This window comes from Streptomyces sp. NPDC004788, from assembly GCF_053601115.1.
Genome location: NZ_JBSGBF010000014.1, coordinates 25,962 through 48,639 on the forward strand (window position 1 = coordinate 25,962; position 22,678 = coordinate 48,639).

General features: G+C 72.2%; 22 protein-coding genes and 1 pseudogene. 13 read left to right on the forward strand and 10 right to left on the reverse strand.

All coding sequences use genetic code 11. From position 1 onward, the window contains the following. Positions 1–2: 2 nt before the first annotated feature. The 3 genes from ccrA to ACWEJX_RS09295 all read right to left on the reverse strand — a co-directional run bounded on the left by ccrA (position 3) and on the right by ACWEJX_RS09295 (position 4,490). Positions 3–1,340 (reverse strand): crotonyl-CoA carboxylase/reductase, encoded by a 1,338-nt coding sequence (gene ccrA, locus ACWEJX_RS09285; protein WP_403789603.1) that lies wholly within the window; start codon positions 1,338–1,340, stop codon positions 3–5. A 416-nt stretch (positions 1,341–1,756) separates the two neighbouring features. After that, positions 1,757–2,584: a TetR family transcriptional regulator gene (locus ACWEJX_RS09290; protein ID WP_451606903.1), complete on the reverse strand. Its 828-nt coding sequence runs from the start codon at positions 2,582–2,584 to the stop codon at positions 1,757–1,759. A gap of 124 nt (positions 2,585–2,708) precedes the next feature. Next, positions 2,709–4,490 (reverse strand): 3-hydroxyacyl-CoA dehydrogenase family protein, encoded by a 1,782-nt coding sequence (locus ACWEJX_RS09295; RefSeq protein ID WP_451606904.1) that lies wholly within the window; start codon positions 4,488–4,490, stop codon positions 2,709–2,711. 475 nt (positions 4,491–4,965) lie between these two features. Here ACWEJX_RS09295 and ACWEJX_RS09300 point away from each other — a divergent pair. The 3 genes and pseudogenes from ACWEJX_RS09300 to ACWEJX_RS09310 form a co-directional block, all read left to right on the forward strand. Continuing rightward, a pseudogene (locus tag ACWEJX_RS09300) lies at positions 4,966–5,553 on the forward strand (HEAT repeat domain-containing protein); the annotation flags it as partial. 21 nt (positions 5,554–5,574) lie between these two features. Next, positions 5,575–6,030: a GNAT family N-acetyltransferase gene (locus tag ACWEJX_RS09305; protein WP_451606966.1), complete on the forward strand. Its 456-nt coding sequence runs from the start codon at positions 5,575–5,577 to the stop codon at positions 6,028–6,030. Between the two features lie 129 nt (positions 6,031–6,159). After that, positions 6,160–7,428, forward strand: coding sequence for an AraC family transcriptional regulator ligand-binding domain-containing protein (locus tag ACWEJX_RS09310; RefSeq protein WP_451606905.1), 1,269 nt, complete (start codon positions 6,160–6,162; stop codon positions 7,426–7,428). Between the two features lie 199 nt (positions 7,429–7,627). On the opposite strand, the gene ACWEJX_RS09315 is transcribed toward ACWEJX_RS09310, so the two are convergent. Further along, complete coding sequence (locus tag ACWEJX_RS09315) at positions 7,628–8,398, reverse strand: transposase family protein (RefSeq protein WP_451606906.1); 771 nt, start codon at positions 8,396–8,398, stop codon at positions 7,628–7,630. A gap of 255 nt (positions 8,399–8,653) precedes the next feature. On the opposite strand from ACWEJX_RS09315, the gene ACWEJX_RS09320 reads away from it, so the two are divergent. Next, positions 8,654–8,989 (forward strand): hypothetical protein, encoded by a 336-nt coding sequence (locus ACWEJX_RS09320; RefSeq protein ID WP_451606907.1) that lies wholly within the window; start codon positions 8,654–8,656, stop codon positions 8,987–8,989. A gap of 42 nt (positions 8,990–9,031) precedes the next feature. Here ACWEJX_RS09320 and ACWEJX_RS09325 read toward each other — a convergent pair. Then, positions 9,032–9,906 (reverse strand): IS5 family transposase gene (locus ACWEJX_RS09325; protein ID WP_451606908.1). Its coding sequence is split into 2 segments (ribosomal slippage): positions 9,032–9,531 and positions 9,531–9,906, totalling 876 coding nucleotides; the frame shifts between segments, so codons are not numbered across the junction. A 44-nt stretch (positions 9,907–9,950) separates the two neighbouring features. Then, entirely contained in the window at positions 9,951–10,151 is a 201-nt protein-coding gene (locus ACWEJX_RS09330; protein WP_451606909.1) for a hypothetical protein, read from the reverse strand. A 181-nt stretch (positions 10,152–10,332) separates the two neighbouring features. On the opposite strand from ACWEJX_RS09330, the gene lepB reads away from it, so the two are divergent. Beyond that, the gene (gene lepB / locus ACWEJX_RS09335) at positions 10,333–11,040 is read left to right on the forward strand and encodes a signal peptidase I (RefSeq protein WP_451606910.1); all 708 of its coding nucleotides are present in this window, start codon (positions 10,333–10,335) and stop codon (positions 11,038–11,040) included. Here lepB and ACWEJX_RS09340 read toward each other — a convergent pair. Beyond that, on the reverse strand, positions 11,009–11,611 hold the full coding sequence (locus ACWEJX_RS09340) for a TetR family transcriptional regulator (RefSeq protein ID WP_451606911.1): 603 nt from the start codon (positions 11,609–11,611) through the stop codon (positions 11,009–11,011). The two genes, lepB and ACWEJX_RS09340, sit on opposite strands and share 32 nt — an antisense overlap. Before the next feature lie 167 nt (positions 11,612–11,778). On the opposite strand from ACWEJX_RS09340, the gene ACWEJX_RS09345 reads away from it, so the two are divergent. The 6 genes from ACWEJX_RS09345 (at position 11,779) to ACWEJX_RS09370 (ending at position 15,943) form a co-directional block, all read left to right on the forward strand. Further along, a complete protein-coding gene (locus ACWEJX_RS09345; RefSeq protein WP_451606912.1) occupies positions 11,779–12,495 on the forward strand; it encodes a DUF6230 family protein in 717 nt (238 codons plus the stop codon). 338 nt (positions 12,496–12,833) lie between these two features. After that, entirely contained in the window at positions 12,834–13,319 is a 486-nt protein-coding gene (locus ACWEJX_RS09350; protein WP_451606913.1) for a DUF6114 domain-containing protein, read from the forward strand. Then, positions 13,316–14,089 (forward strand): DUF6230 family protein, encoded by a 774-nt coding sequence (locus ACWEJX_RS09355; protein ID WP_451606914.1) that lies wholly within the window; start codon positions 13,316–13,318, stop codon positions 14,087–14,089. The genes ACWEJX_RS09350 and ACWEJX_RS09355 overlap by 4 nt, the downstream gene beginning before the upstream one ends. After that, positions 14,083–14,505, forward strand: coding sequence for a DUF6114 domain-containing protein (locus ACWEJX_RS09360; RefSeq protein ID WP_451606915.1), 423 nt, complete (start codon positions 14,083–14,085; stop codon positions 14,503–14,505). The genes ACWEJX_RS09355 and ACWEJX_RS09360 overlap by 7 nt, the downstream gene beginning before the upstream one ends. Positions 14,506–14,567: 62 nt before the next feature. Further along, on the forward strand, positions 14,568–15,245 hold the full coding sequence (locus ACWEJX_RS09365) for a hypothetical protein (protein WP_451606916.1): 678 nt from the start codon (positions 14,568–14,570) through the stop codon (positions 15,243–15,245). Then, complete coding sequence (locus ACWEJX_RS09370) at positions 15,242–15,943, forward strand: DUF6230 family protein (protein ID WP_451606917.1); 702 nt, start codon at positions 15,242–15,244, stop codon at positions 15,941–15,943. Before ACWEJX_RS09365 ends, ACWEJX_RS09370 begins: the two co-directional genes overlap by 4 nt. Before the next feature lie 10 nt (positions 15,944–15,953). Here ACWEJX_RS09370 and ACWEJX_RS09375 read toward each other — a convergent pair whose 3' ends face one another. The 3 genes from ACWEJX_RS09375 to ACWEJX_RS09385 form a co-directional block, all read right to left on the reverse strand. Further along, a complete protein-coding gene (locus ACWEJX_RS09375) occupies positions 15,954–16,406 on the reverse strand; it encodes a RidA family protein (RefSeq protein ID WP_451606918.1) in 453 nt (150 codons plus the stop codon). 87 nt (positions 16,407–16,493) lie between these two features. Then, entirely contained in the window at positions 16,494–18,203 is a 1,710-nt protein-coding gene (locus tag ACWEJX_RS09380) for an alpha/beta hydrolase (RefSeq protein WP_451606919.1), read from the reverse strand. Positions 18,204–18,334: 131 nt separating this feature from the next. After that, the gene (locus ACWEJX_RS09385; RefSeq protein ID WP_451606920.1) at positions 18,335–19,357 is read right to left on the reverse strand and encodes an Rv2578c family radical SAM protein; all 1,023 of its coding nucleotides are present in this window, start codon (positions 19,355–19,357) and stop codon (positions 18,335–18,337) included. Between the two features lie 160 nt (positions 19,358–19,517). Here ACWEJX_RS09385 and ACWEJX_RS09390 point away from each other — a divergent pair, with 160 nt between their 5' ends. Then, positions 19,518–19,961 (forward strand): SRPBCC family protein, encoded by a 444-nt coding sequence (locus ACWEJX_RS09390; RefSeq protein ID WP_403789621.1) that lies wholly within the window; start codon positions 19,518–19,520, stop codon positions 19,959–19,961. A 264-nt stretch (positions 19,962–20,225) separates the two neighbouring features. Further along, complete coding sequence (locus ACWEJX_RS09395) at positions 20,226–22,673, forward strand: MFS transporter (protein ID WP_451606921.1); 2,448 nt, start codon at positions 20,226–20,228, stop codon at positions 22,671–22,673. The last annotated feature ends 5 nt before the right edge of the window (positions 22,674–22,678 follow it).

Below are 22,678 nucleotides of genomic sequence, written 5' to 3' on the forward strand. Positions count from 1 at the left end.
TGTTAGATGTTGCGGAAGCGGTTGATGGCGTCGATGTGCTTGGCCCGCAGCTCGTGGTCGCGGACGCCGAGGCCCTCCTCGGGCGCGAGGGCGAGGACGCCGACCTTGCCCTGGTGCAGGTTGCGGTGCACGTCGTAGGCGGCCTGGCCGGTCTCCTCCAGGGAGTAGACCTTGGAGAGCGTCGGGTGGATCTTGCCCTTGGCGATCAGGCGGTTGGCCTCCCACGCCTCGCGGTAGTTGGCGAAGTGCGAGCCGATGATGCGCTTCAGCGACATCCACAGGTAGCGGTTGTCGTACTGGTGCATGTACCCCGAGGTCGAGGCGCAGGTGGTGATGGTGCCGCCCTTGCGGGTGACGTACACGGAGGCGCCGAAGGTCTCGCGGCCCGGGTGCTCGAAGACGATGTCGATGTCCTCGCCGCCGGTCAGCTCGCGGATCTTGGAACCGAACCGCTTCCACTCGCGCGGGTCCTGGGTGTTCTCGTCCTTCCAGAACCGGTAGCCCTCGGCGTTGCGGTCGATGACCGCCTCGGCGCCCATGGAGCGGCAGATGTCGGCCTTCTCCGGGGAGGAGACGACACAGATCGGGTTGGCGCCGCCGGCCAGCGCGAACTGGGTGGCGTACGAGCCGAGGCCGCCGCTCGCACCCCAGATGAGCACGTTGTCGCCCTGCTTCATGCCGGCGCCGTTGCGGGAGACCAGCTGGCGGTACGCGGTGGAGTTGACCAGGCCGGGGGCCGCGGCCTCCTCCCAGCTGAGGTGGCCGGGCTTCGGCATCAGCTGGTTGGACTTGACCAGCGCGATCTCGGCGAGGCCGCCGAAGTTGGTCTCGAAGCCCCAGATGCGCTGCTCGGGGTCGAGCATCGTGTCGTTGTGGCCGTCCGAGGACTCCAGCTCGACGCTCAGGCAGTGCGCGACGACCTCGTCGCCGGGCTTCCAGGAGTTGACGCCCGGGCCCGTGCGCAGCACGACGCCCGCGAGGTCGGAGCCGATGACGTGGTACGGCAGGTCGTGGCGCTTGGTGAGCTCGGAGAGGCGGCCGTAGCGCTCCAGGAAGCCGAAGGTCGACACGGGCTCGAAGATCGAGGTCCAGACCGAGTTGTAGTTGACCGAGCTGGCCATGACGGCGACCAGGGCCTCGCCCGGGCCGAGCTCGGGGAGTGCCACGTCGTCCAGGTGGAGCGACTTGCGCGGGTCCTTGTCGCGGCTGGCGACCCCGGCGAACATCTCGGCCTCGTCCTTGTGGACGGTCACGGCACGGTACGACTCGGGAAGCTTGATGTTGGCGAAGTCGGCCGAGGTGGAGTCGGGCGACTGGATCGCGTCCAGGATGTCCTTCACGGATGCCTCCGGCGGTGCGGCGCCCTCGGGGGACGCGCTGGTGGTTACGTCGGGGTTGCTGCTGTGGAGGTGTGCCGTCGGTTCGGCGCGGTGGTGCGGTGGCGGCGCCGTGGTGGGGCGCGAGGGTGCCTGTGACGCAGGCGTCCGGGCGCACAAGCAGGATCGCTTGCGGGGACAGCCGGCGCACGAGGTGATCTCTGCGCGCCGGCCGCCCGGACAACATCAACGTATGGCACGCCGTGTCACCTGACAAGGCACTGCGTGCCAACAATTTCACTCAGATGCAATCTGGTGGTCACGGATGAGCGATGATCGATCGAAAGGACCCCTGAACTGGGCGTATGTCGGCGGAAACGCCAAGGGCCGCTCCCGGAAACCGGGAGCGGCCCTTGGCGTGATCGGGGTCGGTGAGGTGCTCAGGACTTCTGGAGCGCCTGCTGGATGGTCCGCATGACCTCGTCCAGGGGTGCGTCCGTGCGGGCGACGGCGACCACCACGTCGCCTGTCGTGGAGGCGGTCGCGGCGGCCGGCGGCGCCGGCTCCGCGGCGGCGCTGCCGGCCGGCACCGGCCGGGCGCCTATGCCCGAGCCGAAGGTCTCCCGGACGATCGCGAAGGCGTGGTCGAGCTGCGCCTCCACGTCGCCCTGCCCGCCGGCCCGCAGCCAGCGGCGCAGCACGTGGTTGTGCGCGGTGACCACCGCGGAGGCGGCCACCTCGGCGAGCAGCGGGTCGTCGTTGCCGTCGTGGTGGTCGCGCTCGTCGAAGTGTCCGAGCAGATAGCGCGTGAACAGGCGCTCGTAGCGGGCCACCGAGGCGATCTCGCGCTCGCGCAGGGTCGGCACCTCACGGGTGAGCCGGTAGCGGGCCACGGAGACCGCGGGCGAGCCCGCGTACATCTTCATGACCTCCTTGATGCCCCGGCACACCGTGTCCAGCGGGTGCTCGTGCGGCGGTGCGGCGTTGAGCACCGCCTCCGCGCGCACCAGGGTGTCGTCGTGGTCCGGGAAGATCGCCTCTTCCTTGGAGCGGAAGTGCCGGAAGAAGGTCCGGCGGGCCACCCCGGCCGCCGCCGCGATCTCGTCGACGGTGGTGGCCTCGTACCCCTTGGTGGCGAAGAGCTCCATCGCCGCGGTGGCCAGTTCCCGGCGCATTTTCAGCCGCTGCGCGGCGGCGCGGGTCCCCGCCGCGCTCTCCGGGGAGTCGGGCGTGGACGTGGCACGGGGTGTCTTCGCGGCCTTGGACATGTCCCGAACGTACTGCATCGGAGCGGGAGTGTGCCCAGGTGGGGGAGGGGAGCCCGGCCCGGGACCGGTGGTGCCCGTCGGGCTGAGCAGCCCTCCCCAGCCCCTGTACGGCTCCGGCTGGGGCTCAGCGGCGGGCATATTCGCGGAAGCCGCGGCCGGTCTTGCGGCCGAGGCAGCCCGCGGCCACCAGGTGCTCCAGGAGCGGCGCCGGGGCGAGACCCGGGTCGCGGAACTCGCGGTGCAGCACCTTCTCGATGGCCAGCGAGACGTCCAGGCCGACCACGTCGAGCAGCTCGAACGGACCCATCGGGTAGCCGCCGCCCAGCTTCATCGCGGCGTCGATGTCGTCCAGGGTGGCGTAGTGCTCCTGGACCATCTTGATCGCGTTGTTCAGGTACGGGAAGAGCAGCGCGTTCACGATGAAGCCGGCCCGGTCGCCGCAGTCGACGCCGTGCTTCCTGATCTTCGCGGTGACCTCGCGGACGGTGGCGTGGACGTCGTCGGCGGTCAGCACCGTACGGACGATCTCCACCAGCTTCATCGCGGGCGCCGGGTTGAAGAAGTGCATGCCGATGACGTCCTGCGGGCGGCTGGTCGCCTTCGCGCAGGCGACGACCGGCAGCGAGGAGGTCGTGGTGGCGAGCACCGCGCCCGGCTTGCAGATCTTGTCGAGGCGGGCGAACAGCTCCTGCTTGATCTCCAGGTCCTCGGCGACCGCCTCGACCGCCAGGTCGACGTCGGCGAAGGCGTCCAGCGAGCCGGCCGGGACGATCCGGGCCAGCGTCTCGTCGCGCGCCTCGCCCGTCATCCGGCCCTTGTCCACCGAACGGGCCAGGGACTTGGCGATCCGGGCCTTGGCGGTGTCGGCCTTCTCCTGCGAGCGGGCGGCGAGCACGACCTCGTAACCGGCCTTGGCGAAGACCTCCACGATGCCGGAGGCCATGGTGCCGGAGCCCGCCACGCCGACCTTGCGGACCTCGCGGCTCGCGCCGCCGGCCGCCGACTCCGACGGCGTCAGGGCGTCGGGAACCACGGTGGCCGAGCCCGGTGCCTCGTAGGTGTAGAAGCCGCGGCCCGCCTTGCGGCCGGTCAGGCCCGCCTCGCTGAGCTGCCCCAGGATCGGGGCCGGGGCGTGCAGCCGGTCGTGCGAGGACGCGTACATGGCGTCGAGGACGGTACGGGCGGTGTCGATGCCGATCAGGTCGAGCAGCGCCAGCGGGCCCATCGGCAGCCCGCAGCCCAGCTTCATCGCCGCGTCGATGTCCTCGCGGGAGGCGTACTTGGCCTCGTACATCGCGGCGGCCTGGTTGAGGTAGCCGAAGAGCAGGCCGTCGGCGACGAAGCCGGGCCGGTCGCCGACCGCGACGGGCTCCTTGCCGAGCTCCTGCGCGAGCCGGGTCACGGCCTCGACGGCGCGCGGATCGGTGAGCACGGAGGAGACGACCTCGACCAGCTTCATCGCCTGGACGGGCGTGAAGAAGTGCAGGCCGAGCACCCGCTCGGGGTGCGCGGAGTCGGCGGCGAGCCGGGTCACCGAGAGCGCGTTGGTGCCGGTGGCGATGATCGCGTCGGGCCGGACGATGCCGTCGAGGGCCCGGAAGACCTCCTGCTTCGTCTCGTACGACTCGGGCACGACCTCGATCACCAGGTCGGCGTCGGCGGCCGCCTGCAGGTCCGTGTAGGTGCGGAACCGGGCGAGCACGTCCTGTCGCTCCTCCTCGGTGATCCGCTCGCGGGCCACCGCGCGGGCCGTCGAGGCCTCCAGGGCGGCGACGGCCTGGGCGGCCGCGTTCTCGCTGATGTCGATGCCGATGACCTCGCGGCCGGCGCGGGCCAGGACATCGGCGATACCGGTGCCCATGGTGCCGAGACCGACGACGGCGATGGTGGAGAGAGGGGTGTCCATCAGGGGACTCCTGAGAGGAAGAGTGACGACTGAAGGCGGGGCGCGGAAGACCGGCGCGTGGAGGGTTCACGCGAACCCGGGTCGCGCGTGGAGGGTTCACGAGGACAGGGATCGCGCGAAGGGCTGATCGCGCGAAGGGCTGGATCACGCGAAGGCTGGATCGTGCGGAGAGTGGATCGCGCGAAGGCTGGATCGCGCGAAGGCTGGATCGTGCGAGGGCCGGCTCACGCGAACAGGGGTCGCACGAAGCGGTATCGCGCGACGAGAGAAGGCGCGAGGAAAGAGCGACGGACTCTGTCCCGAAGTCACGTCAGAACTGCCGAACCGACTTGCGCTCACAACGGCTGCGTCACCAGGCCGAAGTGATAACCGCGGGGGGTGGCCCGCTCACCTGAGATTAACTGCCGGGTAACGAGCGCGCCAGTCCTCACGAGTTGAGCAATGTGTGATCTGGGTCGCGGATAGGCTTCGGAATATGAATTTCGCAGCGGACCCCGAATTCTGCTCGATGATCGATCGTTTGCGTGAAGAGATCGGGAATGGGGGCGGTGAGGTCCCCGCGGCATTCGAAGAACTCACCGGCCCCCTCGATACGGAGGAACTCCACCGGGTCCTCGCCGCACCCGGGCAGCCGCTCTGGGCCCGCGAGATCGCCGCGTTCCGGCTCGGCCTGGCCGGCGACGCGCGCGCCTTCGAGGCCCTCGTGCTCTTCCTCAACCACCGCGACCCCGAGCGCTGCGTCTCCGCCGCGCACGCCCTGACCCGGCTCGGCGATCCGCGCACCGCCCGCGCCGCAGCCGCGCTCGCCACCAACGAACTCCGCGTCGGCTACGCCCTGCTGCCGGTCCGTCTGCTGGCCCGGCTGCGCGCCCCGGAGAGCGCCCCCGCCCTCGTCACCGTCCTGCGCCGCCGCCTCGCCCCCGGAGACCCGCACTGGCGCGTCGGGCTCGCCTGCGTCGAGGGCCTGGGCGAGCTCGGCGACCCGGCCGCCCGCGAGGTCCTGGAGGCCGCCCTGCCGCACCCGCGGTTCGGGGGAGCGGCCCGGGAGGCGCTGGGGCGACTGGATCCGGTGCGGCTGCGGACGGTGGGAGCCGGTGACTGGGAGCTGTGGCGGGAGGCGCGGCTGGCCGCGCTCGGCGAGTCGCCGCACGCCTTCAAGGCGCGGCTCGCCGACTGGGAAAGGGATGGCGAGGCGCGCTGGCGCGAGCGGCTCGCGATGCCGGAGGCGTACAACGTCGTCGCGCTGCTGGAGGGCGAGGTGGTGGGGGTCGCGGCCGGGATGCCAGGGGGCGAGCCGGGCGCCCGCGAACTGCGGTCGGTGTGGGTGAGTCCGCGGGTACGGGGCCGGGGTGTGGGGGACCGGCTGATCGCGGCGGTCGAGGCATGGGCGCGGGAGGCGGGGGCGACGCGGCTGACGCTCGGCGTCCTGCCGGGGAACGGGCCGGCGGCCGCGCTCTATCGGCGGCACGGATTCGTCGTGGCGGAGGAGGGCGGGGAGGAGCGGGGCGGGGAGGAGGTGGTCATGGCGAAGTCGCTCTGACGGCCGCGTCGTTGTGATGTGCGTCCCGTCGGGTGACGGGGCGGGTCCCGTTGTTGACACTTTTTATTACAGTGTCGGCCACCGGTCACTCGTCCTTGTCCTCGCCAACTCGCCCAGCGGAGGCGTGACATGCCGCCTGCCACCCCGTCCGCGCTGCCCGCGCTTTCGGTCAGTTCCCATCACGTACGCGCCGTGCTGCTCGGCGCCCGGCGCCAGGGCGTCGACCCCGCGCCGTTGCTCGCCCGCGCCGGCCTCCCGGCCGAACTGCCGGCGCGGGTGCCGGCCCGGCGCTTCGGGCGGCTCGTGGGCGCGCTGTGGCGCCGCCTCGACGACGAACTCATCGGCTTCGGCGAGGCGCCCAGCCGCTTCGGCACCTTCGCCACCATGGCCGAGCTCGTCGTGCGCGGCACCCACGACCTGCGCGAGGCCCTCCACCGCGGCCAGGACTTCTACGGACTCTTCCCGGCGGGCCCCCGTTTCCGGCTCGTCGAACCGGCGGCGCGCGCGGGCGGGCTGGCGGGCGGGCTCGCAAGCGATGTGGCGGGCGGTTTCGGGGGCGGGGTCGCGGGTGCGCTCTCGGGCGGTTTCGGGGGTGGGTTCGCGGGTGCGCTCTCGGGCGCGCTCACGGGCGAATGCGCGGACGAGGCGTGGATCGAGTTCGACGTTTCCGGCTACGACGACCCAGTGCGCTTCGGCGCCGAGACCACCGTCGTCGCCACCCAGCGCTTCGCCGGCTGGCTCATCGGCCGCCGACTCGGCCTGCGCCGGGTCGAGTTCGGCTACCCCGAGCCCCGGCACGCCCCCGAGTACGCGCTCCTCTTCCGCGCCCCCTGCGTCTTCGGCGCGCCCCGCACCGCCGTCGTCTTCGACCGGGCCGACCTCGACGCGCCGGTCTGCCGGGACGCGGCGGCCCTGCGCGCGCTGCTCCGCCGGGTCACCACCGACCTCCTGGTCTGCCGCGACGACCGCGGCAGCCGCACGGTCACCACCCGGGTACGGCACCTGATCCTCGCCGCCCTGCCGGCCGGGCCCGTGCCGCCGCCCGAGGAGATCGCACACCGCCTGGCCGTCAGCCCGCAGACCCTGCGCCGCCGCCTGGCCGCCGAGGGCACCTCGTACCAGCGCCTCCGCGACCAGGTGCGCCGTGACCACGCCCTCGCCGCACTCACCCGGGACGCCCTCTCCATCGAGGACCTCTCCCAGCGCCTCGGCTTCTCCGAACCGAGCGCCTTCCACCGGGCGTTCCGCCGCTGGACTGGGTCGACACCGCGTGCGTACCAGCGGCAGGGGGAGCCGGCCGCCCGGAGCCAGCCGAGCGTGTGGGGCGAGCTGGGCGAGCCGGGCCGGCCGGGCGAGCGGGAGTCGGTGGCGCGCCTGGCGGCGCCGATGCTGGACTGAACGCCGGCTCGGGCTCGGGCTGCGGGATTCCGGCTGTGCCGGGTGCCGGGCCTGGCTTTCGGGGCCGGCCGCCCGCCGGGCCCCTGGCGTCGCGCCGGTCTCGGTCCCGGCTCCGGTCGACGGGGCCCGCCCCGGCTCTAAAGCGTGTTGCAGAAGGTTGTGTCTGGGCAGGTCAGGGCCCGGTTTGTGGCCGGTCTGATCACACGGCGAGGGCGAGGTTGTGCATGTGGGCGACGGCCTGGACGGCGTGGTGGAGGCCGCTGCCGCGCTGGCGGCAGTCGCGGAGGATCTTGTAGTGCTTCATGCGGGCGAAGGCGTGCTCGACGCGGGCCCTGACTCTGCGGTGCTCGGCGTTGTCGTCCTCCTCTCCGGGCAGCAGGGCCCGGCCGGGGCGTTTGCGGTGCGGGACGACGAGCCCGGTGTTGATGTAGGCGCCGTCGGCCAGCACCGTCACGCCCTCGCAGACGGCGGCCAGGCCCGAGTCCCGCCAAGCCTTCGCGTCCGCGGTGTTGCCGGGCACTGGCCGGGCCCCAGCGATCACCAGCTTCGTGTCGGCATCGATGATGACCTGCACGTTCGCGGAGAACCGGTAGTTGCGTGAGGACGCGCCGGTCTTGCGGTCGCGGACCGGGATGAGGGTGCCGTCCACGATCCACAGCCGGTCGACCGCATCGTCCGGGCGGGTTGCCGGCTCGATCGCGAGCAGCGGCCGCAGCCGCTGGATTACCCGGCAGACCGTCGCCGGCGAGCAGCCGAACAGCGGCGCGAGCTGCCGCATCGTGAGGTTCGTGCGGTAGTAGACGGCCACCAGCAGCACCCGGTCCGCCAGCGGAAGGCACCACGGACGGCCGCCACCTGGCCCGTTCCCGCCCCGCTCGCGGACCACCTTCAGCAGCCGCTCGAACTGCCGCATCCGCAGACCTGTGAACGTCTCCACCCACAACGGCTCAGCTCTCAACACCCCACCCATACAGGAGAAATGCCCGAACCGAAGCCTTCTGCAACACGCTTTAGGGTCCGTTGCGAAAGTGGCTGAGGAGGCAATCCCGCATGCCCCCGTCGCTACGCTGGTTGCGACAGTGACGCAGGGGGGGCAAAGGTGGGGCGAAAGGCACGACGGGCCGCGGGGACGCAGTCCTTCATAGATCTGCTCCGGCATCCGAGTCGTCTCATCGGGCAGCTCGCAGGAGACGCTCGGCATCGCGCCGAGGTGGACGTAGTCGCGATGAGCGCGGGAGAGGCTCGCGAGGTCTCCGCGTTCGTCCGCGACGGCCACCGCTTGCGGCAGGGATCGCTGATTCTGGATCCTGCTGCAGCGTCGCCAGTGGTGTGGCGGCCGTTTCGAGTGCTCGGCAGTTCCGGTGAAGACATCGCCTTGGTCGCTCCGTTCCACGTCCATGGGGCCGGCCCGGTCACCGGGCCGGGAAGCGTGGCAGTCGACAAGGACATGTTCCGTCTGCTGTCCCTGCAAGCTGCTGATCGCTACTGGGAACTCGCCATCCCTGCTGCGGACGTTGCTCTGGTCCGCGCTGCGCTGCGCGGGGACGGCACCGGAAGGTAGCCGGAGAGCCGCTGCTGACGGGCAACAGACCGACGAAATACGTCACAGCCGCTCGTTGAGGACCGCGACCAGCACGGTCGCTTCGTAGCGGACGGCGAGTTTGTCATACCTGGTGGCGACCGCGCGGTGGCGCTTGAGCCGATTGATGCCGCACTCGACCGCATGCCGCTGCTTGTAGTCGGCCTTGTCGAACCTCGGCGGCCGACCGCCGCGGGAGCCGAGCTTCTGCCGGTTGCGGACGCGGTCCGCAGGGACCGGGATCGTCGCCTTGATACCGCGTCTGCGCAGGTAGTAACGGTTTTTGCGGGAGTCGTATGCCTTGTCGGCCCGGACTCGGTCCGGTCGCTTGCGCGGCCATCCCGAACCGATCCGGGGAACTCTGATCGCTTCCAGGACCGGCTCGAACTGCGGGGAATCGCCTCGCTGGCCGGCCGTGATCACGACGGACAGAGGCTTCTGTCCCTGCTCGACAGCGAGGTGGATCTCGCTGGTCAGGCCGCCGCGCGATCGTCCGAGTCCGTGGTCGGCCGGCTCGACGGCGATTCCGCCGGGCGGCTCCTTCTGGAGATCCCCCTTTTCGCCGCCCCGGCGGCGTGCTGGTGGGCCCGGCAGATCGTGGAGTCGACGTTCACGTCCCAGGTGATCAGGCCCTTCGCGTCCGCCTCAGCCTGGAGCCGGGTGACGATCCGAGCCCAGGTGCCGTCCCGCTGCCAACGCCGGAAGAGGTCGTAGACGCGACCCCACGGGCCGTACCTCTCGGGCACGTCCCGCCACGGGGCGCCGGTCCGAGTCCGCCACCGTATGCCGTCTATCAGCTGTCGCCGAGTCCACACCGGCGGGCGGCCCGGCTTGATGCCCTGCGGCAGCAACGGCTCAAGCCGGGCCCACTGGCCATTCGTCAGATCCCCACGTCCCACAGAAGGTGATCATCCACGACCAAGATCCACTTTCACAACAGACCCTAGCCGTCGCCGTCGTCCGCGCCTCCGTCGCGTCCGTGCTTGCGGCTCGACCGCTGTGCGCTCCGCACCAGCTCGCCCGCCGCCAGCGTCGCGGCGGACACGCCGCGTACCCAGCGTGGGCCGCCACGTGCCGCCCAGACGACGCAGGCGCAGCCCGCGGCGGCGAGCACTACGAGCCCGGCCAAGACGAACACGATCATGTGCGTTCCCCCTTCACTCTTTCTTTCCGTGGTCGCGGCCATCATCCCTGCATGCCGCAGGCTGAGCGGTACGGTCACAGCGCACCCCCGCCGCCCGGCCTACCGTCCCCGCCATGGAAGCGATCTGCCCGTCCGGCGTCGGCGTCGGCGCCCGTGCCGTCCGGCCGCCGGGCTCCCGAAGATGAACGCGCGCGGGGCGGCCCTCGCCGCCCTCGGCGGGCTCGTCCTCCTCTGTCTGCTCGCGGCCGTCGCGGTGACGGCCCTGAGCGTCAAGGTGGAGGGGTCGAGCATGGCACCCACCCTGCATGACGGCGACAGGCTGCTCGCCGTTCCCGGTTCGGCGGGCGAGGTGCACCGGTTCGACGTGGTGCTGCTGCGCTCGCGCCACCAGGACGCCCTCCTGGTGAAACGGGTGATCGGACTGCCCGGCGACCGGATCGCCATCGTGTCCACCGCCCGGGACCCCTTCCAGGTCCTCGTTCAGGAGCGGGGCACCGGGCCGGTCTACCGCGTGACGGCCGGCCAGTGGGTCGCGCAGGCCCGGCGCACCGGGAACTGCTGTGCCGACGACGGCACCCGCTCGGCCCGCCCCGCGCTGCGGACCGTGCCGGCCGGGGCCTTCTTCTATCTGGGCGACAACCCCGACCTCTCCGACGACTCCCGCGCCTACGGCTGGGGCGAGATCGACCGGGTCGAGGGACGGGTGGGCCTGCGCGGCTCCCTCGTACCGACCTCGGCGGAGTTGGGCCCGCGCCCGGCCCTGGAGGAGGCCCGAGGGGCGGTGCCCGGGCTGGTGCCCGCGCCGGGGCAGGGTGCGAGGCGCGCGCCGGGGGTGGGGCCGGGGCCCTGCGACCCGCTCAGAGGGTGGGCGATTCCTTGCCCGTGCTGAGCGCGATCCGCAGGAAGACCTCCGCGATCCGGTCGGCCGACTCCCGCGGGGAACCGGCCGCCTGGACGATGTGGCTGGCCGTCAGGCGTACGGCGGTGTCGATGGCGAGGTCGCGCGCGACCGGGTCGACGGCGGGCCACGCCTCGGCCACGTACGCGTCGGCCATCGCCGTCGCGGTGGTGAAGGCCGCCTGGGAACGGGTCGTCAGATAGGGGAGCAGTCCGTCGTCCCGGCTGCTGGTGAGCATCGCCTTCACCAGCGGGTTGCGGGCGGCGAGGGTGAGGGTGAAGTCCACGGCCGCGGTGACCGCTCCACGCAGGTCGTCGCGGTGTCCGTCGAGCGCGGCCTGGATGCCGACCAGGCAGCGCTCCAGCTCGCGCTGGAACAGCGCCTCGCCGACGGCTTCCTTGGACGGGAACTCCGAGTACAGCGTCTGCCGGCTCACGCCGACGGCGCCCGCGATGTGTGCCATGCGGAGCTTGTCGAACCCGCGGTCGGCGACGAGTTCGTACGCGGCGTCCAACAGGCGCTCGCGCAGCAGCGTCCGCACCGTCTCCCTGAACCTGGCCATCGGCCCACCCTAGTGGAGACCAATTTTCGCAGCCTCTGTGTCCAAACTGTTGACACTTCCTCTAATAGTGTCCAATTCTCGAACAAGTGGCCACGCGGTGTCACGGCCGTGACGCATCCCCGTACCCCTCTCCGCGCTCGGCGCGGGACGACGGCTGGAGAAGGCACATGTCCGAAGAGACCAGAGAGACCAGAGAGATCAGAAGGACGGGGGAGACCAGAGGGGTCACCCGCTGGCGCAGATCCGTGTTCCTGGCGCTGCCGGCCACCGCGGCCGTCGCCGGGATGGCCACGGCGATGGTCCAGGGTGCCCTGGCCGCGAACCTGTCGCTGACCAGCGTCCCCTTCACGCTCAGCTCGAAGACGGTCGCCGCGCCGAGCGGCATCGGAACCGTCATGCACACCGTCGACGCGGGCGGTGCGAAGGGCGCCGCCGAGGTTGGTATCGCCCAGGCCGGCCTGGACGGGCTCTGCGTCCACGCCACCCAGTCGGTCAACCTGCCGGTGGTCGGCACGCTCGGCACCTGGTCGCTGAACATCTCCTCGCCGGCCGCGGCCACGCCGCTCACCCCGGACCAGCTCGCCGCCGGCCAGGGGCTTCAGGCGCAGAAGCTGATCCTGGACGCCCAGTCCGTGAAGGCCGCCAAGGCCACGCTCAACGCCACGGCCACCACGCCCAACGTGATCGGCGCCGCCGCCGACGGCAACGGCATCAAGGGCACCGGTATCACCGACGGTTCGGCGGGCCAGTTCGGTCTCGACGCCACCGGCGGCCGGACCACCCTCGAGAGCCTGAAGGCCGATGCCAACGGCGCGACCATCGCCGGCGCGATCACCCTGCCGGACCTCGCCATCGACATCGCCTCCGGCAACACGAGCTGCTGAGCAGTTCCCACCGCCCCCCACCGGCACCACCCGCACCGCCGGAACCACCGCACGCCCGACCGGCTCGACCGCACCACTCGCACCGCCGGAACCACCGCACGCCCGACCGGCTCGACCGCACCACTCGCACCGCCGGAACCACCGCAGCACCGCCTGAACCACCGCACGCCCGACCGGCTCGACCGCACGAACGGTTCGACCGCACGAACGGCATGAACGGCACGACCGCACGACCGGCTCGACCGCACGACCGGCACGACGGGCCGGGGCGCCGCACGGGACGCGGCGCCCCGCGCCCACCCCGCCCGCTCCCCACCACCGACCGCTGCGAGGCCCTCATGACCCGTGCACCGGCATCCGAGCCCGCCGCCCCCACCGAATCCACCCCCGCGCCAGGGGCCGTACGGCGGGCCCGGCTCGCCTTCCGGCGCTGGCGGCGCACCCGCCCCTTCTGGGCCTCGGTGTGGACCGGTCTCGGCGGCTTCGTCATCTTCTTCCTGCCGATGGCCCCGCTCGGCAAGATCCTCTCGGTCGGCGTCGGCGGCATCGCCGGGATGGCGGGCGGGGTCGTCCTCATGGCCATGGCGCTGCTGATCCTCGTGCTGCCGAGTCAGCGGCACACCGCCGGCGTCCTCGCCGTGATCGCCGGCGTCGCCTCCTTCCCGCTGTCCAACCTCGGCGGCCTGTTCATCGGCATGTTCCTCGCCGTGCTCGGCGGCTCGATGGCCTTCTCCTGGCTGCCGGAGAAGCCCGCGAAGCGCGCCCGGCGCCCGGGCCGAAGCCGGCGCACCGCCGGTCCGCGGGAAGGGAGCGCCGTCGCATGAGCGCGATCCCCAGCCCCCGCAAGGCCGCCCGGGCCCTCGCCCGGTCCGCCGCCCGGTCCGCCGGCCAGTGGAACTCGGCGATGCTCGCCGAGGCCGCCGACGGCACCCGGCGCGGTACCCGATGGGGCCGCGGCGCTCTCGCCTTCGTGCCGTCCGTGCTCGTCGTCGGCGCGCTCGGCGCGGCCATGGCACAGGGCGCCCTCGCCGCCAACTTCAGCGTCACCGGTCAGCCCTTCTCCCTCACCTCCAACGGCGTATCCGGCACCGGCTTCGGCGCCATCGTGAACACCCCGCCCGTCGGCCGGCCCGACGGCACCAGCACCGCCACCACCGGCATGGCCCGGGTCGGCTTCGCCCAGGCCGGGCTCGCCGGACTGTGCGGCATCGTCCACCAGTCGATCGCCGGCCTCCCCTACTCCCTCCTCCTGACGGCGGGCCAGCAGGTCACCGCGACCCCGCCCGCCACCTTCACCACCGACATCGACGCCTCCAACCTCTACATCCAGGCCACCGAACTGCAGTCCTACGGCCCGGCCACCCTGCAGAACGCGGTCATCGGCCAGTCCGCCGACCAGGTCCTCGTCGACGGCAAGACGCTCACCGGCGCCCAGCCCGGCGGCTTCGGACTCGGCTCCGCCAGCGGCCCCGGCGGCAGCTCCGTCACCCTCCACGGCCTGAACGCGACCGCCTACGACGCCGAGATCGCGGGCGCCCTCGTCCTGCCGCAGCTGGACATCCGCATCGTCGGCGGAACGGCCACGTCGTGCTGACCGCTCTGCGCACCCGTGCGGTCGCGGCCCACCGGTGGTTCAGGGCGTTCCGGCGCACGCGGCCGTTCTGGGGCGCGGTGTGGCTGGTCCTCGGCGGCTGGACCGTCCTCAAGTTCTCCCTCAGTCCAGTGCAGTTGATCGTCAGCACCGGCTTCGGGGGAGTGGCCGGGTATCTCACCGGCGGCGGCATGATCCTCTCCGGGCTCGTCCCGCTCGCCGCGCCCCGGCAGCGCTACACCTTCGGTCTCATCGGCACCCTCCTCGCCGTTGTCTCGCTCGTCGTGTCCAACCTCGGCGGCTTCCTGGCCGGCATGGCGCTCGGCGTGCTCGGCGGTTCGATGATGGTCGGCTGGGGCCCCAAACGCCCCCGCCGCGCTCCCCGTCGGCCACCCCACCCCGCCCAGGAGACGCCATGAGGCCCGCGAGGCCGGCGAGGCCCGCGAGGCCGGCGAGGCCCGCGAGGCCGGTGAAGTCCGCGATGCCCGAGGCCGCGATGCCCGAGGCCGCGAAGCCCGAGGCCGCGATGCCCGGGGCCGCGAAGGCCGCGAGGACCGTGCGGGCCCGCCACCGCGTCCTCGCCGTCGCCGCCGTCCTCCTGGTCGCCGTCGCCACCGCGGTCGTACCCGGGCGGCCCGGCCGGGCCGCTCCGCACCTCGTGACGGTCATGCCGCTCGGCGTGCCCTTCCTCCCCTCTCCGTATCCCCTGGACGTCCGGATCGACAGCCTGGTCGCCGTCTCCCTGACCGTGCAGGTGGGCGTCACCGTCCGGCTCTCCAACGGCACCGAGGTGACGACGAACAAGTACGCCTTCACCAAGCTCAAGATCAGCAAGCACATGAGCGTGACCCAGCGCGCCGACGGCCACACGGTCACCATCGACGTGCCGAACGAGGGCTCGCTCGGCGGCTACGACAGCGCGGGCAAGGCGGAGACCACCGTCATGTGGGGCACGATCGACAACATCTGCGTGCTCCTCATCGCCTGTCATGTGCAGGACCTGCTCAACTTCTTCGGCCAGATCATCCCCCTCACCTCGGGCGCCACCAATTTCCGAGGCACCATCTACGCGATCCGCACGACGGACGACCACGCCGCGCTCGGCTCCACCGACAACCCCGTCCATCTCCCCGGCACGATCACGGTGACCAGCCCATGACCGCCGCACCGGCACCCGAGGAGGGGCGCACCCGCTGGCGCCGGTCGCTGGCCGTCGCCCTGCCCGCGCTGCTCACGGCCGGCTCCCTCGCGGGTGCCATGACGAGCGGCGCACTCGCCCTCGACCTGCGCATCCAGGACCGCCCGGTCGACTTCACCACCAGCAGCCTCTACGGCACCCAGTACGGCGCCGCCGTCGTCGACCAGACCGTCGTCCACCCCGACGGCACCACCGGCTCGCTGCGCGTGCTCCGCATGGGCTTCGCCGACGGCGTCCTCAACGGCCTGTGCCTGAGCCAGCAGCAGCAGATCGCCGGCGCCACCTACACGCTGCTGCTCACGCTCGGCGACACCGACCCAGGCACCTGGGAGATCCGCACGAAGAACACCGTGCTCGACCTGCGGAACGCCACCGGTGAGCTCGACATGGACGGGATCGTCGACCTCAACGTCAACGGTGCCGACGTGAAGACCGTCAAGGACGACACGGGCGACTACGTCGACAACCCGCTCGACAGCCCCCAGCACCGCTTCGGCATCCAGGCGCGCTACGCCAAGTTCGACTCGATCACCGGCACCGCCCAGGACATGCAGATCCCCGGACTGCTCACCACCCCCAAGCTGCGCGTGTCGGTGAAGCCCGGCACCGTCGCCTGCCCCAGGCCCGCGGCTCCGACCGGCACCCCCGGTACTCCCTAGCCCTCAGTCATTAGGCGGTGTGCCCGCCCTCCGGTATGGACCGGTCCTCCGGTATGGACCGGTCCTCCGGTATCAGCGCGAACGCCTCTACCTCCAGTAGGAATTCGGGCCGCACGAGCGCCGCCACCTGGACCGCCGAGCTGGCCGGCAGCGGGATCCCGTCGAACGCGGCGTCGCGGGCGGCCCGGATCGCGGGCATGTGGGCCATGTCCGTGACGAAGTAGGTCAGCTTCACCACGTCCTCGAAAACCGTCCCGGCCGCGGCCAGACAGCGGTCGACGTTGGCGAAGACCTGCCTGGCCTGCGCGGCGGGATCGCCGGCGCCGACGACCGCGCCCCCGGCGTCGAGGGCGAGCTGGCCGGACACGGCCACGAACCGGCCGGTGCCCCAGACGACATGGCTGTACTGCGGACTGGGCGCGAGCCCCTCGGGGGCGGACACATGGGTCAGATGCGTACTCATGGCTCACATCCTGACCCACGCCACTGACACTCGGGCCCGCCCCCGGCCAATCTGTGGACAACTCCGAGCGGGCCCTGCGCGAGGCGGTCAGCGGACGTGGCCGAGCAGCCCGTGCAGCGCGGTCCCCGCCTCGGCCACCGGCTGGGCCTCGCGCGTCCTCGTCCCCGTCCCGGTCGTCTTCGACTCGGCCTTCCCCTTCTCCTCGCCCTTCTCCTTCCCCTTCTCCTCGCTCTTGGCCGTCGCCTCGGTCTTCGCGGTCTTCCCCGCCTTCTCGGCCTTCGGCTCCGGCAGCGTCGCGCAGACCGCGTCCGCCTCCGCCCCCTCCGCGCCGCGCGGCACCGCGCCGGTGGCGAGGTACGCGGCGAGGTGGCCGTCCATGCACTCGTTGCCGGCCAGCGTCACGCCGTGGTTGCCGCCGCCCTGCTCGACGACCAGGCTGGAGCCGCGCACCATCTCGTGCAGGGCGACCCCGCCCTCGTACGGCGTGGCCGCGTCGTCCGTCGCCTGCAGGATCAGCATCGGCGACAGCTGGTCGTTGGTGACGTCCGGCGGGGTCAGCGGTTCGACCGGCCAGAACGCGCACGGCGCGTTGTACCAGGCGTTGTTCCAGGTGGAGAAGGGCGCCTTGGCGTACGTCTCCCAGCTGTCCTTGCGCCACACGCTCCAGTCCCGCGGCCAGGCCGCGTCCCGGCACTGCACGCTCGTGTAGACCGAGTAGCCGTTGTCGGTGGCGGCGTCCGCCTGGCCGTAGTCCTCGTACGCCTGCACCAGCGGCGCGCTGTCCTTGTCGACGACGTACGACGAGAACGCCGCGGCGAGCCGCGGCCAGTAGCCGTCGTAGTAGCCGCCCGGCAGGAAGGTGTCCTCCAGTTCGCCGGGGCCGACCTTGCCGCCGGCCGGTTCGGCGCGCAGGCCGTCCCGCATCCGGTACCAGGCGGCCTCGACCGCCTCCGGGGCGGTGCCGAGCCGGTACGTGGCGTCGTTGCGGGCCACCCAGGCCATGAAGTCCTTCTGGCGGGTGTCGAAGGCGTAGTCCTGCGCGATGTTGTCCTCGTACCAGACGCCGTGCGGGTTGACGACGGAGTCCAGGGCCATGCGGCGCACCCGCTCGGGGTAGAGCCGCGCGTACACGGCGCCGAGATAGGTGCCGTACGAGTAACCGAGGTAGTTGAGCCTCGGCGCGCCGAGCGCGGCGCGGATGGAGTCCATGTCCCGCGCCGTGGAGACGGTGTCGATGTACGGCAGAACGTCGGCGTACTTGTCGCCGCACGCCTTCGCGAACTCCTGGGCGCGCTCGACACCCACCCGCTCGTCGTCGGCGCCGCGCGGCACCGAGTCGGGGCGCACCGGGTCGAAGTAGCCGGGGCGGCAGTCCAGGGCGGGTTCGCTCTTGCCGACGCCCCGCGGGTCGAAGCCGATCACGTCGTACTCCGCGGCCACCTTCGCGGGCAGCGCGGCCGCCACGTACCCGGCCATCCCGCGGCCGCTGCCGCCGGGGCCGCCGGGGTTGACCAGGAGCGGGCCCTGGTAGGTCTTGGCCGTGTGCGCGACCCGGGTCAGGGCGAGCGAGATGGTCCGCCCGGCCGGGGCGTCGTGGTTGAGCGGCACCCGCAGCGTGCCGCACTGGAGCTTCGGGTACGCCTTGGTTCCGCAGTCGGTCCAGGTGAGCGGCGCGATGGGCCGGGTGGCCGGCTCGGGTTCGGTGGCCGCGGCGGCGGAGGGGGAGCCGGGCAGGACGGTGACCGTCCCGGCGACCAGGGCCCCAGCGGCGATCAGCATTCCTGCGCGTGGGTTCATACGGCGTCCGTGCCCAGAACGCGGCTCGGCAGGACCGGTTCCACGGAGAGTTGACCCGATCGGCGGACGCTCCGATGTGATGATCCGTCAAAAGAGCCGAACGGGCCTGAAGCGGCGGATGGTGGGAGCCCTCACAGCAGCGTGAGCTGCTCGGCCTCGGGCACGCGCGCGTGGTGGTCCGGTACGGGGATCCGGCGATGCGATGCCTTCCGGCCGCTCGGCCCCATGCCGAACTCGGCGGCCAGTTCGTGCACCTGACGGGTGATCCGGCGCTGGTACCAGGTCGGCGCGTAGGCCCCGGCCGCGTACATCCGCTCGTAACGGCCGACGAGCCCCGGGTGGTGGCGGTGCAGCCAGGTGAGGAACCACTCGCGGGCGCCGGGTCGCAGGTGCAGCACCAGCGGGGTGACGGAGGTCGCGCCGGCCTCCGCGATGGCGCGGACCGTGGCGCGCAGCTGTTCGGGCCGGTCGCCGAGGAACGGGATGACCGGGGCCATCAGGACCCCGACGTCGATGCCGTGCCCGGCGAAGGTCCGTACGACGTCCAGGCGCCGCTCGGGGGAGGGGGTGCCCGGTTCCACCGTGCGCCACAGCTCCGCGTCGGTGAAGCCGACGGAGACCGAGATGCCCACCTCCGTGACCTCGGCGGCCTGCCGGATCAGCTCCTGGTCGCGCAGGATCAGCGTGCCCTTGGTGAGGATCGAGAAGGGGTTGGCGTGATCCCGCAGGGCCTCCAGGATGCCCGGCATCAGCCGGTAGCGGCCTTCCGCCCGCTGGTAGCAGTCGACGTTGGTGCCCATCGCGATGTGCGCGCCCTGCCAGCGACGTGAGCCGAGCTGCCCGCGCAGCAGCTCCGGGGCGTTCACCTTGACCACGATCTGGGAGTCGAAGCCGATCCCGGTGTCCAGGTCCAGATAGCTGTGGGTCTTGCGCGCGAAGCAGTAGACGCACGCGTGGGTGCAGCCGCGGTACGGGTTGACCGTCCACTCGAACGGCATGCGGGAGGCGCCGGGCACCCGGTTGACGATCGACCGGGCCCGCACCTCGTGGAAGGTGATGCCGCGGAACTCGGGCGTGTCGAACGTACGCGTGACGACCTCGTCGGCGCCGAAGAGCGCGGCCTCGGAGTTGTCGACCAGACGGTCCCAGCGCATGGACGCCTCCTGGGGATCGGGAGCGGGAGCGGGAACGGAGACAGAATAGAACATCTGTTCCCTTGATCGTCGCAACCCGGATTTTGGGCCCCGGCGCGCAGGTGGTTGGCTTGGTCCGTATCCCCCGAGAGCACCACGAGAACAAGCTGGAGGAAGTGCCATGGCGCAGGTCGAGGCCACGACGGAGCGGATCATCGCCGCCGACGCGGACACCGTGTTCGACGCACTCGCCGACTACAGCGGCACGCGCGCGAAGCTGCTGCCCGAGCACTTCAGCGAGTACGAGGTGCGCGAGGGCGGCGACGGTCAGGGCACCCTCGTCCACTGGAAGCTCCAGGCCACCAGCAAGCGCGTCCGCGACTGCCTCCTGGAGGTCACCGAGCCCACCGACGGCCAGCTCGTCGAGAAGGACCGCAACTCCTCCATGGTCACCACCTGGACCGTCACCCCGGCCGGCGAGGGGAAGTCGAAGGCCGTCGTCACCACCGTCTGGAACGGCGCCGGCGGCATCGGCGGCTTCTTCGAGAAGACCTTCGCCCCCAAGGGGCTCGGCCGCATCTACGACGCCGTGCTCGCCAAGCTCGCCGCCGAGGTCGAGAAGTAGCCTCGGGAAACCGGAACCGGGAAGTAACGCCCGGTTCAGTCACCGATTCGAGTGGTTTCCCCGCGACCCCCGCAAGAGCGCCCGGCGCCTCCGGGGGTCGCGCGCCGTCAGGCAAACGCCCTGATGGGCGCCCCAAGTGCGCCTCCCCGCAGGGACGTTAATCCTTCGACGGCCCACCCTCCCCGCATACCGCCCGACTTGCTCCCGCTTCGTGCGCAATGCGAAGAATGGCGCGCGCAGACGCCGTGACGAGGGGAGCAGGTCGTGGGTGCGATCACTCTGGTGAAGGAAGCCGACAGCGGGACACCCGTCCTCGCGGACGGACCGCCCGCCGCTGAGGCGCCACGCCCCGAGCCGCCCCCCGCCCTCGAACCGCGCCGCGTCCGGCTCGTCTTCTGCGGGCTCATGCTGGCGCTGCTCCTCGCCGCGCTCGAGCAGATGATCGTCGCCACCGCCCTGCCGAAGATCGTCGGCGAACTCCAGGGCCTGGACCGGATGTCCTGGGCGATCACCGCCTACCTGCTCACCGCCACCATCGGCCTGCCGGTCTACGGAAAGCTCGGCGACCTCCTCGGCCGCAAGGGCGTCTTCCTCTTCGCCATCGTCGTCTTCGTCATCGGCTCCGGCCTGGCCGGCTGGTCGCACAGCATGGACCAGCTCATCGCCTTCCGCGCCCTCCAGGGCGCCGGCGCCGGCGGACTGATGATCGGTGTCCAGGCGATCATCGCCGACATCGTGCCCGCCCGGGAACGCGGCCGCTACATGGGCCTCATCGGCGCCGCCTTCGGCCTGGCCTCCGTCGCCGGACCCCTGCTCGGCGGCTTCTTCACCGACCACGTCTCCTGGCGCTGGTGCTTCTACTTCAACGTGCCCTTCGGCCTCGTCACCCTCGCCGTCGTCGCCACCGTCCTCAAGCTGCCCAAGCCGGCCGCCCGGGCCCGCTTCGACGTCCTCGGAGCCCTGCTCCTCGCCGCCGCCTCCACCTGCCTCGTCCTGCTGACCAGCTGGGGCGGCACCGAGTACGCGTGGGGCTCCCGGGTCGTCGTCGGGCTCGGCTGCGGCGCCGCCGTGGCGGCCGTACTCTTCCTCGTCGTCGAACGCCTCGCGCCCGAACCGCTCATCCCGCTGCGCCTGTTCCGCGACCCCGTCTTCGCCGTCACCGGCCTCGTCGGTGCCGTCGTCGGCATCGCGCTCTTCGGCGCCGCCAGCTATCTGCCCACCTTCCTGCAGATGGTCGAGGGCGCCACCGCCACCGAGTCCGGCCTGATGATGCTCCCGCTGATGGGCGGCATCGTCGTCGCGTCCGTCGTCTCCGGACAGCTCATCAGCCGGACGGGCCGCTACAAGATCTACCCGGTCGTCGGCGGCGCCGTCTCGACCGTCGGCATGTGGCTGCTCTCCCGCCTGGACGCCGACACCCCGCGCCTGACCCAGAGCCTCTGGCAGGCCGTCCTCGGCCTCGGCATCGGGCTCGTCATGCCGGTCCTGGTGCTCGCCGTGCAGAACTCGGTGCGCCCCGGCGACCTCGGAACCGCCACCAGCGCCCACAACTACTTCCGGCAGATCGGCGGCAGCGTCGGCGCCGCCGTCTTCGGCACCCTCTTCGCCGCCCGCCTCGCCGACGCCCTCGCCGACCGGCTGCCGCGCGACGGCTCCCCGGCCGCCCTGCCGGCCGCCGACTCGATCACCCCGCAGGTCGTCCACGCGCTGCCGCCCGCGCTGCGCGACGCCTTCGTCCAGGCATACGCCGCCGCGATGCCCCGGATCTTCCTCTACCTCGTGCCGGTCCTCGCGCTCGGCCTCGTCCTCGCCTTCTTCCTCAAGGAGAAACCGCTGGTGTCCCACCACACCCCCGCCACCGAGGCCCCCGCCGCCGAGGCCACCGCCACCGCCGTCCCGCACGCCCGGTACGACACAGCGGGCACCGGCAGGACCGCCACCGCCCCGATGCCCGCCGGCGTCCCCGTCTGCGGCACCGTCCAGCACCACGACGGCAGCTGTGTCCCGCGCGCCGCGCTCACCCTCATCGACGTCCAGGGCCGCCAGATCGGGCGCGGCGCGAGCGGCGACGACGGCCGCTACGCGCTGAGCGTGCCCGGCTCCGGCTCGTACGTCCTGATCGCCGCGGCCGGCGGCCACCAGCCGCAGGCCGTCTCCGTCACCGTCGGCGAACGCCCGGTCGAGCTCGACGTCGTCCTCGGCGGCGCGGGCCGGCTCGCCGGGGCCGTCGTCACGGCCGACGGCACCCCGGTCCGGGACGCGGCCGTCACCCTCACCGACGTACGGGGAGAGGTCGTCGCCTCCACCCGCAGCGGCCGGGAGGGCGGCTACGTCATCAACGAGCTGGTCGCCGGCGAGTACACCCTCGCGGCCAGCGCCCCCGCCTTCCGCCCCGCCGCCCTGCCGGTCAGCGTCCAGGCCTCCCGCGAGACCCGCCAGGACATCGAGCTGGCGGGCGGCGCGGTGCTGCGCGGCACGGTACGGGCGGGTGGCGGGAGGCCCGTCGAGGACGCCCGGGTCACCCTGCTCGACGCGGCCGGCAACGTCGTCGACACGCTCACCACCGGCCCCGACGGCACCTTCCGCTTCGTGGACCTGTCCTCCGGCGAGTACACGGTCATCGCCGCCGGGTACCCGCCGGTGGCCACCGTCCTCCAGGTCGCGGGCGGCGGTCGCACCGAGCGGGACCTCCAGCTCGGCCACGAGGACTGAGGTCC